This is a genomic window from Burkholderia sp. 9120 (assembly GCF_000745015.1).
In the GTDB taxonomy this organism is placed as follows: Bacteria; Pseudomonadota; Gammaproteobacteria; order Burkholderiales; family Burkholderiaceae; genus Paraburkholderia.
In genome coordinates this window covers 5,920,756-5,934,144 of the sequence record NZ_JQNA01000002.1, presented here as the reverse complement: position 1 = coordinate 5,934,144, position 13,389 = coordinate 5,920,756, and the positions used below count along the sequence as shown (strand labels likewise).

Below are 13,389 nucleotides of genomic sequence, written 5' to 3'. Positions count from 1 at the left end.
GCGCGGCGGCGCTGACCGGCCGCCGCCTTCGCTGACCTTCGCGCGTACTGCTTTCGTTTCTAAATCGGCTTGCGCCGAACGAAGCAGTTCGTGCTTACTCCACACCCTCGGCAAACGCCTTGAGCGCGTCGCCCGCCAGCCGGTAACGCACCCACTCGCTTTGCGCGCTCGCGCCGATCGCTTCATAAAAGCCGATTGCCGGCTCGTTCCAGTCGAGCACACTCCATTCGAAACGCCCGCAGCCGCTTTCGCAGGCAATCTGCGCGAGGTGGCGCAGCATTCGTTTGCCCGCGCCGCTGCCGCGCGCGGCCGGCGACACATACAGGTCTTCCAGATACAGCCCGTGTTTGCCGAGCCACGTGGAGTACGAGTGGAAATAGACGCAAAAGCCGATGGGCTCGCCGTCCATTTCGCAGATCAACGCTTTCGCGGTGGCGGTCGCGGAAAACAGGCTCGTTTCGACGTCTTCGACGGAAGCGATGACTTCATGCTCCGCCTTCTCGTACACGGCGAGTTCGGTGATGAAGCGAAGAATCAGCGCGGCGTCGGCGGCGTGTGCGCGGCGAATGTGAATGGTCAAGGTCAGGTGCTCGATCGGTTGAAGGTGGACCGACGTCGCGCGAAGACACGCGGGTTTCGGATCAGACAGATATCGTAGCGTCGATCGGCGTGAATTGACCAGCATTCTCGGCGATTGCGATTGACGCGTCGTCGCCCGATCGTTTACTGTCGAGCCATGGACTTCCACTCGGTTCCCTTCGCTGCCGTCACCACCACGACGACCACCTTCACAGGCGGGTCGTCGGGAGGTTGCGCACGCTAGCAGCACGAAGCAGTGGCAGACCACCCAAGGCCCCGCCGGAAACGGACGGGGCCTTTGGCATTTCTGGACCTCCGTTTACGGCGACCCTCACCGCGATAAGCGGGTTTCGACTAAACGGAGCGTGACTGTGAACGACATCGATCATCGTGTTTTAGGCAATAAACTCGACCTTTTTCATCAGCAGGAAGAAGGCGTCGGGATGGTTTTCTGGCATCCGCGTGGCTGGGAGTTGTATCGCGTGCTTGAGGAGTATGTGCGCGCCCGCATGCGCCGCGCCAGATTTCGCGAGATTCGTACGCCGCAATTGCTGGCGCGTTCGCTGTGGGAAAAGAGCGGCCATTGGGAGAAGTTCGGCGCGGCGATGTATTCGCTGGCCGACGCGGAAGAAGGGCGCGCGCTGTGTCTGAAACCCATGAGTTGTCCGTGCCACGTGCAGGTGTTCAATCAGCGCGTGCGTTCTTATCGCGAGTTGCCGGTTCGGTATAGCGAGTTTGGCGCGTGTCATCGCGACGAACCGTCAGGCTCGCTCGAAGGCCTGAAGCGCACGCGCGCGTTCGTGCAGGACGACGCGCATGTGTTCTGCGCGGAGTCGCATATCGAGGCGGAAGTGGGGCGTTTCTGCTCGCTGTTGCGCGCGATGTACGCGGACCTCGGTTTTCCCGATTTCAGGGTTGCGCTTGCGACGCGGCCGGCGTCGCGCTCGGGCAGTGAAGCGACGTGGGATCACGCGGAAAGCGCGTTGGCGAATGCCGCGCGTGCGGCGGGCCTGGCGTTCGATCTGCTCGAAGGCGAGGGCGCTTTTTACGGGCCCAAACTGGAGTTTCATCTCACGGACAGCCGCGGGCGAAGCTGGCAATGCGGCACGATCCAGCTCGACTTCGTGTTGCCCGAGCGACTCGACGCGGAGTTCGTCAACGAGCGCAATGAACGCGAGCGGCCGGTGATGATTCATCACGCGGTGCTGGGCAGCATGGAGCGATTCATCGCGATGCTGCTCGAACATCACGAGGGATGGTTGCCTGTGTGGCTCGCGCCGGAGCAGGTCGTCGTCGCCACGATCAGCGACGCGAATACGCCCTACGCGCAGGAGGTTCTGCAAGCGCTCGACGATGCGGGCATTCGGGCGCTGGTCGACAGCCGGCCCGAGCGGCTGGAGAAGAAGATCGTCGATGCACGCGAAAAGCAGGTGCCGCTTCTGGTGGTAGTCGGTTCGCGCGACGAGCGTGACCGGACGATCAGCATCCGTCAGCGCGACGGGCAGCAAGCGACGTTGTCGCTGGAGGACGGTGTCGAGCATTTGAGGTTGGCAGCGCTGCCTCCTGCCATGCCGTCCAGACTTTGACGTAACGTTCGCTCAAGGGCGCGGCGATTCGCGCCCTCGAGCGTTCGTCCTCGACTCCGCCATCGAGGATCGCGCCACGGACCGTTCCACCGATAGCGCGAGCAAGGGCGGCGTCGCGCAATTCACAGGTCCATTGGCTCGGCGGGTTGATTCCGCCGAAGTAACGCCGGCCACCACAGACACGACAGCTGGATGCCGGAGGGCGTTAAGTCCTTAGATCTCCAGCACGCCGGCCGCCATAAAGCCGCCATCCACGGGCACCGTCTGGCCGTTCACATACGACGCCTGCTCGGAGCACAGAAAGCTCACCACTGCGGCGATTTCCTCGGGGACGCCGTAACGTTTCGCCGGCACGGCACGCGTGTAATTGTCGCGCGCGACTTGCGAATGCAGATCGAGCGTCATTGGCGTGTCGACCGGACCCGGTGCGACGCCGTTCGTGGTGATGCCGTATTCGGCGAGCTCGATCGCCATCTGCCGGGTGAGCCCGACGACCGCCGCCTTCGACGTGCCGTAGGCGGTGCGCCCCGAACTCGCGCGCAAGCCACTGACGGAAGCGATATTGACGATGCGCCCCCAGCCGTTCCTGCGCATCAGCCGCGCCGCGTGCTGACCGCACAGCATCGGCCCCGTGACGTTGACGTCGAAGACCTTGCGCCAGTGTTCAACGGGATAGTCGAGAAACGGAAACGTCTTCGCGATGCCGGCATTGTTCACCAGGATATCGCAGCGGCCGAACTGGTTTTCGATGATGTCGAACGCCACGTCGATCGACGCGGGCGCCGACACGTCGAGCTGCACCGCATAGGCCTCGTGACCGGCTGCGCACAGCATGCCGGCGAGATCGTTCGCGCCATGCATGTTGATGTCGCCGATGAAAACGATATGCCCGGCTTCCGCGAGCTGCTGCGAGATGGCCGCGCCGATCCCGGCGCCACCGCCAGTCACGAGCGCGACGCGCGGATGGGCGGCGGAGGAATGGCCTGGGCGGAACGTTTCAGTAGTCAGATTCACTGCGGACTCTCGAATGATGGGGAACAGCGTAAAGAAAGAGGCACGAAACAGGTCGGAAAACAGGCGCTAAAACGTACTCACTTCAAAAATCCGATCGACAGCCACGGCACGAACGCGACCACCAGCAGTGCAATGAACAGCGCGCCGAGATAGCCCCATACGCGGCTCACGACCCGGTCCGGCGACACCTTGCCGATTGCACACGCGGCATAGAAACCCACGCCCATCGGTGGGGCGAACAGGCCGAGTCCCATCGACAGGATCACGACCATCGCGTAATGAACGTCGTGAATGCCGAGCGCCCGCGCCACCGGAAACAGTAGCGGGCCGAACAGCACGATCGCGGGGATGCCTTCCAGCACGCTGCCGAGCACGACGAACAACACGATCGACACGCACAGAAACCCGCGCTGTCCACCCGGCATCTGCTCCATGGCCGCCACCAGCGACGCGGAAAATCCCGATTGCGTGAGCGCCCATGCCATGGCGGTGGCGAGGCCGATGATCAGCAGAATGGCGCCTGACAGACTCGCGGTGTCGAGCAGCAGCGAATACAGACGGCGCCATTCGATGCGGCGCCCGCACAGGTGCAGGAGCACGCCGGCGATCAGCGTGTAAGCGATGCCGATGGTCGATACCTCGGTGGCGGTGGCCGCGCCTTCGATCACCACCACGCGGATCAGCATCGGCAGGGCGAGGGCGGGCAATGCGATCACAAAGGTGCGCAGGATCGTGCGCATCGGCGCGCGGGTGGTGTTGCTGGGCGGTTCGTGCCGCGCGCGTCGCCAGCAGACGAAACCGATCGCAATCGTCGCGATCACGGCCGGCATGATTCCGCCGACGAAGAGCGCGGTGATCGACACGCCACACACGGCGCCGATCGTGATCAGCACGAGACTCGGCGGTATCGTCTCGGTCATCGCACCGGTCGACGAAAGCAGCGCCACCAGTTCCTCGGGCTTCGCGCCGCGCCGCTGCATTTCGGGGAACAGCGCGGGCGCAATCGCCGCCATGTCGGCGGCTTTCGCGCCGGAGATGCCGGACACCAGAAACATCGCGCCGAGCAGCACGTATTGCAGACCGCCGCGCACATGGCCGAGCAACGCCGCCATGAAATCGATCAGGCAACGGGCGAGCCCGCTCAACTCAAGCAACGCGCCGAGCAGCACGAACAGCGGCACTGACAGCAGCACCAGATTCGCCATTCCCTCGTCCATCCGGCTCACGACGATGCCGAGTGGCGCATGCGTCATCAGCACCAGATAGGCGAGCGTCGCGGTGCCGAAGCTGAATGCGATCGGCACGCCGCCTGCCACGCACAAGCCCACCAGTACGACGAAGAACACGATCAGATTCAGGTTGCCGAGCGCGAGCAGATAAGGTTGCGCGATCCACAACGCGGCGGCGATCGCGCCGGCCGTGAGCAATGCGCCGACGAATTGTCCGGGGCTCACCTCACGCGCAATACGCGCGAGCGCCGCCATCAGCATCAAGACCGCACCGACCGGCAGCGCGGCACAACGCCAGCCGTCCGGCAGTTGCAACGCGGGCGTGCTGACGGGCATCTGCAGATTCATGTGGTCGATGGCCGGCGTGATGATCAGCGCGACGAAGGCGCAGACCGTCAGCGCGCTGACCGCTTCGAGCCAACCACGCCATTTCTCCGGCAAGCGCGTGACGATCGCGGTGAGCCGCATATGCGCGCCGCGATGCAGGGCGAGTACCGCACCCAGCATCGCCAACCAGCTGAACAGGATCGACGCGAGTTCGTCGGACCAGATCAGCGGCTGGTTGAGGCCGTAACGAAAGATCACGCCGCACAACAGAATCATCGTCTCGGCGACCACGAGGCAGGCCGCGACCGCGCCGACCCCGTGCATCACCCAATCGACGGCCGTGGTCACGCCGCGTGCGAGCCAGCCGTCGTTTTCCAGTTTCTTCGTCAAGGTCAGGTGCATGGTGCGTCAGGCCAGTTTGCCGGTGTATTTTTCGAGGGCGGTCCACGCGTCGTCGCCGAACTTCTTGTGCCAGTCGGCGTAAAAGCCCGCCGTGGTTAGCTGGTTGCGGAACGCATTGATATCGACGTCGTTGAATTGCAGGCCTTTCGACTTCAGCTCCGGCATCAGCGAGGCGTTCAACTTCCCGACGTCCACGCGTTCCTGCACGGCCGCGTCGTTGATGGCGTTCTGCACGACGGTCTGCAGATCCTTCGGCAAGCGCGCGAAAGACTGCTTATTGGCGAGGAACCAGAAACCGTCCCACATGTGATTGGTCATCGAGCAGTACTTCTGCACTTCGTAGAGCTTCGCCGCCGTGATGGTGGCGAGCGGATTCTCCTGACCTTCCACCACGCGTGTTTGCAGCGACGAGTACACCTCGGAGAAATTGATGCTGGCCGGCGACGCGCCGAGCGACTGGAACATCGAGGTCCAGATCGGGCTCATCGGCACGCGCAGCTTGATGCCCTTCAGGTCGGCCGGCACGTGGATCGCCTTGGTGCTGGTGGTGGTCTGGCGGTAGCCGTTGTCCCAGATCTTCTCGAAGGCGAACACGGACGTCTTCGCGATCTCCTGGCGCACGCGCGCCCCGAGTGCGCCGTCGAGCGCGCCCCACACCTGGTCGTAGTCCTTGAATGCGAAGCCCACGCCGGTGATCTGTGCGGCCGGCACGAGCGTGCCGAGAATCAGCGGCGACAGCGTGAAGTAATCGATCGCGCCGGAGCGCACCTGCGACAGCATGTCGGTGTCGCTGCCCAACTGGTTGTTCGAGTACACCTGAAAGTCGACCCGTCCCTTGCTTTCCGACGCGATGCGCGCAGAGGCTTCCTTCGCACGGATATTCATCGGATGCGTGGCCGGCAGGTTGTTCGCGTATTTGAGAGTGAATTCGGCAGCGTGCGCGTTGCGGCCGTGCAGGCCGGCGAATGACGCAGCGGCGGCAAGCGAGGCACATTTGAGAAAGTCGCGCCGGGAAGTAACGCTCATCGTCTGTCTCCTGAGTTTTATGTTTGCCGCATCGAAGGCGGGCGTCCAGCTAAAAGCAAATTGAATGCCATTTGCCGCGAGCCGCGCGGGTGGTCGCGTTGGCGCGGCAAGTGCGGGTTATTGCCAGGCCTCGACGCGCGTGCAAGTGTCGAGCGCATGCGACACCTGTCGCAGGGTTTGTGTCGCACTCGCGCGGCGATTCGAATGGGCAGGTTCGCGGGCTTGCGCATGCATGAAATCGCGCATCGTTGCCTGTCCGGCGAGCCTTTGCGAGGCGGCCGCTGTCCCCGCGGCGCGTGGCGCGCTCAGCGATCGGAAGTGGTTGGCTTGGCTCTTGCATAGGGAGCCGCCATCTCTTAGCCAAGGAGCTGTTCGTTATGCAACCGACCATCATCGGATGGAGCCATATCCCGTTTGGCAAGCTCGACGCGCTCGATATCGAACGCATGATTGCGGACACCGCGCGCGACGCGATCGATCACGCCGGTATCGAGGCCGGCCAGATCGATTCGATTCACGTGGGTACCTTCAACGGCGGTTTCGTCTATCAGGACTTTCCGTCGGCGCTGGTCTTCAACGCGATTCCCGAATTGCGTTTCACGTCGACCGTGCGCTGTGAGAACGCGTGCTCGACCGGCTCGGCCGCCGTGTATTCCGCGCTCGATGCGCTGCGCTCGGGGCGCTCTGCCTGTGCGCTGGTGATCGGCTACGAAAAGATGACGAGTCTGCCGACCGCCGAAGTCGGCAAGGTGCTGCAAAAGTGCTCATACGCGAGCGAAGAGGCGGACGTGCCGGGCGGCTTCGCGGGCATTTTCGGCAAGCTCGCGCAAACGTATTTCGATCGCTACGGCGACCAGTCGGACGCACTCGCGGCGATTGCCGCGAAGAACCATCGCAACGGCGTGTCGAATCCTTACGCGCATATGCGGCGCGATTTCGGTTACGACTTTTGCCGCACGCCGTCGGAGAAAAATCCGTTCGTCGCCGGGCCGCTGAAGCGTACCGACTGCTCGATGATTTCCGACGGCGCGGCTGCGCTGATCATCGCGTCGCCGGACATTGCGCGGCGCACCCGTCATGCGGTCGAGTTTCGTGCGACGGTCCAGGTCAGCGACTATCTGCCGCTGTCGCGGCGCGATCCGATTGCGTTCGAGGGCGCACGGCTCGCGTGGAAGCAAGGGCTTGCGCAGGCCGGTATGACGCTCGACGATCTGTCGCTGGTCGAAACGCACGACTGCTTCACGATCGCCGAATTGATCGAATACGAAGTGATGGGTCTCGCCGCGCCGGGCCAGGGCGCGCGGGTGGTTCTCGACGGCGTGACGACGAAGGAAGGCCGTTTGCCGGTCAACGCGTCGGGTGGGCTGAAGGCCAAGGGGCATCCGGTCGGCGCGACCGGCGTGTCGATGCATGTGATGGCGGCGATGCAGGTGAGCGGTCAGGCCGGTGCAATGCAGATTCCGAATGCGCGCACGGCCGGCGTCTTCAACATGGGCGGCGCGGCCGTGACCAACTATTTGAGTATTCTCGAATCACGCCGTTAAGGCGCGGCTCTTCACTTCTCTTTTTCAAAAGCACTTGCGTATGCTCACCACCGTCATGAACCTCGGGAATCTGCTGACCGACGCAGCCCGACGCCACGCCAATCAACCCGGTTTCATCCAGGCCGGGCACCACACGAGCTGGCACGAACTCAACGCGCGCGTCGATGCGCTCGCGCACGGGTTGAGCCGTCTCGGTATCGGCAAAGGCGACAAGATTCTCGTCCATTCGCGCAACAACCTGCCGCTGTTCGAAAGCGCGTGGGTCGCGTTCAAGCTCGGCGCCGTGTGGGTGCCGACCAACTGCCGAGTCACCGCGGCGGAAGCGGCCTATCTCGGCGAATCGAGTGGCGCGAAGGCGATGATTTACGAGGCGGGCTTCGACGCACATGTCGATGCGGTGCGCGCGGCCTCACCCGCTTTGCGGCATGTCATCGCGATCGGCGCACCGCGCGCGGGCGAACTCGCCTACGAGACACTCGCTCGCCAGATCGACGCGCCGCCGTTCGCCGCGGTCGACGTGGACCGTGACGATCCGCTGTGGTTCTTCTATACGTCCGGCACCACCGGCCGCCCCAAGGCCGGTGTGCTCACGCATGGGCAGATGGCGTTCGTGCTGACCAACCACATCGCCGATCTGATGCCCGGTTTGACCCATCGGTCGCGCTCGCTCGTGGTGGCGCCGCTGTCTCACGGCGCGGGTATTCACGCGATGGTCAACGTGGCGCGCGCGGCAGCCAGCGTTCTGCCGGCGTCGGAAAAACTCGACGCGGAAGAAGCATGGGCGCTCGTGCAGGAACATCGGATCGACAATATGTTTACCGTGCCGACCATCGTCAAGATGCTGACCGAGCATGAGTCGGTGGACCGTTACGATCATAGTTCGCTGAAGTATGTGATCTACGCGGGCGCGCCGATGTATCGCGAGGACCAGAAGCACGCGTTGCGCAAACTCGGCAAGGTGCTGGTGCAGTACTACGGGCTCGGCGAAGTAACCGGCAACATCACGGTGCTGCCGCCGTCGCTGCACAGCGCCGACGACCACGCCGCCGACGGTCGCGTCGGCACCTGCGGGTATGCGCGCACCGGCATGGAGATCGGAATTCTCGACGAGGAAGGCCATCGGCTCGCGCCTGGCGCGAGCGGCGAGATTTGCGTGCGCGGGCCGGCGGTGTTCGTCGGCTACGACAACAACCCCGAAGCGAACCAAAAAGCCTTCCGGCACGGCTGGTTCCATACCGGCGATCTGGGGCATCTCGACGAACAGGGCTTCCTGTATATCACCGGACGCTCGTCGGACATGTACATTTCCGGCGGCTCGAACGTCTACCCGCGCGAAGTCGAAGAGGCGATCCTCACGCACCGGGCGGTGCAGGAAGTCGCGGTGGTCGGCATGCCCGATCCGAAGTGGGGAGAAGTCGGCGTTGCGGTGGTGGTGCGGCGCCAAGGCTGGGGGCTCGAAGAAGACGCGTTGCTCGCGCATCTCGAGCCGCATCTCGCGCGCTACAAGTGGCCGAAACGTTGCGTGTTCTGGGACGCCTTGCCCAAGTCCGCTTACGGCAAGATCGTCAAGAAAGACATCAAGGTTTTGCTGGCCGTGCCGCCAGAGACGGTCGCCGACGAAACACACCCCATCCACTGAAGAGGAATCGATATGTTGCCACGCCGCAAGCTGGGATCGCAGGGTCTGGAGGTGTCCGCGCTGGGGCTCGGATGCATGGGCATGAGCTTCGCGTACGGTCCCACGGACGACGCCGAATTGCTGCGCACGCTGCATCGCGCGTTCGAACTCGGCTGCGATTTCTACGATACCGCCGAAGTTTACGGCCCATTCGAGAACGAGAAGCTGCTGGCGCGCGCGTTCGGAGGGCGGCGCGAACGCATCCGGATCGCGACCAAATTCGGCTTTCGCATCGACAACGGCAAGATCGCCGGGACCGATAGCCGGCCCGAGCATATCCGCGCAGTGGTCGACGCGAGCCTGAGCCGCTTGCGCACCGACTACGTCGATCTGCTGTATCAACATCGGGTCGATCCGGAGGTGCCGATCGAGGATGTGGCGGGCACTGTCGGCGATCTCGTGAAAGAAGGTAAGGTGCTGTACTTCGGTTTGTCGGAAGCGGGTCCGCGGACGATTCGCCGCGCGCACGCGGTGCATCCGGTGAGTGCGTTGCAAAGCGAGTATTCGCTATGGGAGCGCGATATCGAAGCGCAGATTCTGCCGGCTCTGCGGGAACTGGGCATCGGGCTCGTGCCTTTCGCGCCGCTTGGTCGTGGCTTTCTTACCGGCTCCGCGCGGCGGGCGGAGGAGTTTCCCGAAGGCGATACGCGGCGCACGTCGGATCCGCGCTTGCAAGGTGAGAACTTCGACGCGAACATGCGGCTCGCCGGCGTACTGAAAGCGCTTGCCGTGGAAGCGGGCTGCACGCCCGCGCAGCTCGCGCTCGCGTGGTCGCTTGCGCAGGGCGGCGATATCGTGCCGATTCCGGGCACACGACGCGTGGCGAATCTGGAGCAGAACCTCGCAGCGGGAGCATTGAGTGTCGCCCCGTCGTTGTTGAAGCAACTCGACGAAGCGCTGCCGCGCGGCGCAACGGTCGGGCCACGCTATACGGCCGCAATGGAGCGGATGGTAGACCGTTGAGGTTTCAGGTGGCGTGAGATCGCGTGCCGCCCGCGTCGCGCGTGCGTTGAAGACCAAGGTGGAACTACGCGTAAAACGCGGACGGCACCACGCCGAAATGCCGCTTGAACATGGCCGCGAAGGCACTCTGGCTCGTATAGCCATGGTCCATCGCGACGGCAATGATTTTCTCGCCATGCGCGAGCCGCTTTAGTGCCAGCAGCAGACGCGCCTTCTGACGCCAGCGGCCGAAGGTAATGCCGGTTTCGCGCTGGAACCAGCGGTGAAATGTTTTCTCCGACACATCCAGCGTGCCTGCCCATGCGCCGATGGTGCGATTGTCGTCGGGGGCGGCGAGCACGCTGTTGCACACCTTGCGCAAGCGCAGATCGGTCGGCCACGGCAGATACAGCGGTAGCAACGGCACAGCGTTCAATTCCGCCAGCAACAACTGCATCAAATGATCGTCGCGCGAACCGGTGGCGTAATCCTGCGGCACGTCGATTGCCGCCAGTATCAACTCGCGCAGCAGCGTGTGAACTTCGACGACGCAACTGCGAGCCGGCAACTGCGTGGCCGCGCCGGGCTCGACGAACACGGTGCGCATCTTCACGTCGCCGCTCATCTGCACCGAATGGTCGACCCCCGGTTCGAGCCACACACCGCGCGTGGGCGGCACGACCCACGAGCCGGTCGCTGATTCGATCAGCATCACGCCTTCGATCGCATACAGCAATTGCGCGCGCCGATGACGGTGCGCCGCAATCAAGGTGCCGTGCGGATACCAGGCAGCCATGGCCGATACCGGCATGGGCGTGCTCTCGAACGGCACATGCGCGCCGGGTGCGGTCGGCGTTTCGGTGCGGCTATCCGCCGGCATGGAAGTGCATGCGTTCATGCGTGGTTTTGTCATTGACCGGATATTTGACCGTTTCGCGACAAGTAAAGACTTTTTGGCGTTAGACAGACCTTACGCGCGGGCGCAAGATTTCGGTTCACTTCGAAGCCCCTTGAATCCCTTTGATAGTCAGCCAGAGCGCGATATGAAGAGATCGTATTTCCTGTTTCCTTTTGTGGCAATCCTGCTGTGGGCCGGCAACGTCATCGTGTCGAAGCTGTCCGCCCATACCATCGACCCGTCGGCGATCACCTTCTACCGTCTATTGCTGGCCGTCGCGCTGATGAGTCTGTTCACGCTGAAGCCGGCCTGGCACAACCGCGCCGCGATCGTAGCGCAACTGCCCAAGCTCGCCGTGCTCGGTTTTCTCGCCATGGCGCTGTTCCAGAGTCTCTCCTACGAGGCCGCCAAAACCACGACGGCGACCAACATGTCGATCATCACCGCGTTGGTGCCGCTCATGACGATGGTGGCGAGCACGCTGCTGCTCGGCGAGGCGCCGACCACCGGCATGGTGGGCGGCGGCATCCTGTCGCTGGTCGGCGTGGTGTATCTGATCACGCAAGGCAATCCCGCCATGCTGCTCAACAACGGTGCGCATCTCGGCGATCTGCTGATGATTTTCGCTGCGCTCGCGTATGCCCTGTATGGCGTGCTGCTCAAGCGCTGGCATGTCGGGCTGCCGTCGTGGCAATCCACCTACCTGCAGGCGCTGTTCGCGCTGCTGTTCATGCTGCCGATGCTGCTGCGCCTGCCCGCGGCAGAAGCGGTGCCCACGCGTGCGAGCGTGCCGCTGATCCTGTACGCCGGCGTGCTGGCCTCGGTGGTGCTGCCCTACCTGTGGATGCAGGGCGTCAAGCATCTCGGCCCGAATCGCTGCGCGCTGTTCATGAACGTGTTACCGATCGCGACCGCGCTGATCGCCATCGCGATGCTCGGCGAAACCTTGCATATGTACCACGTGCTCGGCGGCGGCACTGCGCTCGTCGGCGTGATCGTCGCGCAAATGTTCAGACGGCCCGCGGCGGAAGTCGCTGCAGTGCAGGAATAAGCCACCATCATGGATATCGATACTGAAGATTCGCTCGAACGGCACGTGGCCGGGCTCTTCAAACGGCTCGACCGGCTCGCCGCGTTGGCCGAAGCGGCGCTCGGCACTGCCTCAAACGACGAACCCGACTGGCGCCATGTCATCGCGTTTCGCTGGCAGCGTGGCGCCGGCCCGTTCGGCGTCGCGCAACTGCATGCGGTCGCCGACCCCGCGCTGATTCCGTTCGAGGAACTGTGCAACGTCGAGCGCCAGGCTGACGTGATCCGGCAGAACACCCGTCAGTTCGTGATGGGCTATCCGGCCAACAACGTTCTCTTGACCGGTGCGCGCGGCACCGGCAAGTCGTCGCTGGTGAAAGCCTGTTTGCATGCGTTCGCACCGGAAGGGCTGCGGCTGATCGAAGTTGGCAAAGAGTCGCTCAACGACCTGCCGGCGATTCTCGACCGCGTGCGGCGCCGGCCTGAGCGTTTCGTCATTTTCTGCGACGACCTGTCGTTCGAATCGGGCGAGACCGGCTACAAAGGACTCAAGACCGTACTTGACGGTTCGGTAGCTGGGCATTCGAGCAACGTGCTGATCTACGCGACGTCGAACCGCCGCCATCTGCTCGCCGAAGACGCGCGCGACAACGAAGGCTATTCGGTCGCGGAGAACGGCGAGTTGCATCCGGGCGACGCAGTGGAAGAGAAGATTTCGTTGTCGGAGCGCTTCGGCATATGGGTGACGTTTTACGCGTTTTCGCAGGACCAGTATCTGGAAGTGGTGGCGCAAAGGCTCGGCATGCTCGGGTTCACGGCTGGGCAAATCGAGGCCGCGCAGCAAGCGGCGTTGCAATGGGCGCTGGCACGCGGTGCGCGCTCGGGCCGCATTGCGACGCAATTCGCGCAAGACTATGCCGGGCGTCTTGCTTGTGCCGAGCGTGAGGCCGTAACCGTTGCGCGCTGATGAATCCGTGCGCCGGTGCGGTACGTGCCTGCGCCGCAGCGCGACGCTGCCGGTTTGAGCGGGCGGAAAGAGCCCGAGGGGTAGTTGAAGCGGGGGCTGTGAGAGGGGGCATGAGACAGGGGCGTCTGCGAAGCCATGACAATACGCGGACGTCCCCATGCCCCTTGC

Annotated in this window: 11 protein-coding genes; 6 read left to right on the top strand and 5 right to left on the bottom strand. The window is 63.6% G+C overall.

What is annotated here, in order from left to right; genetic code table 11:
* Window positions 1–94: 94 nt before the first annotated feature.
* Window positions 95–580: a GNAT family N-acetyltransferase gene (locus FA94_RS34375; RefSeq protein ID WP_035560247.1), complete on the bottom strand. Its 486-nt coding sequence runs from the start codon at window positions 578–580 to the stop codon at window positions 95–97.
* 370 nt (window positions 581–950) lie between these two features.
* Between FA94_RS34375 and thrS the strand changes: the two genes are divergently transcribed.
* Window positions 951–2,165 (top strand): threonine--tRNA ligase, encoded by a 1,215-nt coding sequence (gene thrS / locus FA94_RS34370; protein WP_051981080.1) that lies wholly within the window; start codon window positions 951–953, stop codon window positions 2,163–2,165.
* A gap of 213 nt (window positions 2,166–2,378) precedes the next feature.
* On the opposite strand, the gene FA94_RS34365 is transcribed toward thrS, so the two are convergent.
* The 3 genes from FA94_RS34365 to FA94_RS34355 all read right to left on the bottom strand — a co-directional run bounded on the left by FA94_RS34365 (window position 2,379) and on the right by FA94_RS34355 (window position 6,163).
* Window positions 2,379–3,179 carry an SDR family NAD(P)-dependent oxidoreductase gene (locus tag FA94_RS34365; RefSeq protein ID WP_035560245.1) on the bottom strand — a complete coding sequence of 267 codons (801 nt, stop codon included), beginning with the start codon at window positions 3,177–3,179 and terminating at the stop codon, window positions 2,379–2,381.
* 77 nt (window positions 3,180–3,256) lie between these two features.
* A complete protein-coding gene (locus FA94_RS34360; protein ID WP_035560244.1) occupies window positions 3,257–5,137 on the bottom strand; it encodes a TRAP transporter large permease in 1,881 nt (626 codons plus the stop codon).
* A gap of 6 nt (window positions 5,138–5,143) precedes the next feature.
* Window positions 5,144–6,163 (bottom strand): TRAP transporter substrate-binding protein, encoded by a 1,020-nt coding sequence (locus FA94_RS34355; RefSeq protein WP_035560242.1) that lies wholly within the window; start codon window positions 6,161–6,163, stop codon window positions 5,144–5,146.
* Window positions 6,164–6,540: 377 nt separating this feature from the next.
* Between FA94_RS34355 and FA94_RS34350 the strand changes: the two genes are divergently transcribed.
* From FA94_RS34350 to FA94_RS34340, 3 genes are read left to right on the top strand one after another with little or no spacing between them, the layout of a single operon-like run.
* Complete coding sequence (locus tag FA94_RS34350) at window positions 6,541–7,707, top strand: acetyl-CoA acetyltransferase (protein WP_035560240.1); 1,167 nt, start codon at window positions 6,541–6,543, stop codon at window positions 7,705–7,707.
* A 40-nt stretch (window positions 7,708–7,747) separates the two neighbouring features.
* On the top strand, window positions 7,748–9,346 hold the full coding sequence (locus tag FA94_RS34345) for an acyl-CoA synthetase (protein WP_035560237.1): 1,599 nt from the start codon (window positions 7,748–7,750) through the stop codon (window positions 9,344–9,346).
* Between the two features lie 12 nt (window positions 9,347–9,358).
* Entirely contained in the window at window positions 9,359–10,348 is a 990-nt protein-coding gene (locus FA94_RS34340; RefSeq protein WP_035560234.1) for an aldo/keto reductase, read from the top strand.
* A 64-nt stretch (window positions 10,349–10,412) separates the two neighbouring features.
* Here the strand turns inward: FA94_RS34340 and FA94_RS34335 are convergent, their stop codons facing one another.
* Entirely contained in the window at window positions 10,413–11,225 is an 813-nt protein-coding gene (locus FA94_RS34335) for an AraC family transcriptional regulator (RefSeq protein ID WP_176060507.1), read from the bottom strand.
* 145 nt (window positions 11,226–11,370) lie between these two features.
* On the opposite strand from FA94_RS34335, the gene FA94_RS34330 reads away from it, so the two are divergent.
* Together FA94_RS34330 and FA94_RS34325 are read left to right on the top strand one after the other, a co-directional pair.
* Window positions 11,371–12,276: a DMT family transporter gene (locus FA94_RS34330; RefSeq protein ID WP_035560231.1), complete on the top strand. Its 906-nt coding sequence runs from the start codon at window positions 11,371–11,373 to the stop codon at window positions 12,274–12,276.
* Window positions 12,277–12,285: 9 nt separating this feature from the next.
* Complete coding sequence (locus FA94_RS34325) at window positions 12,286–13,221, top strand: ATP-binding protein (protein WP_051981077.1); 936 nt, start codon at window positions 12,286–12,288, stop codon at window positions 13,219–13,221.
* The last annotated feature ends 168 nt before the right edge of the window (window positions 13,222–13,389 follow it).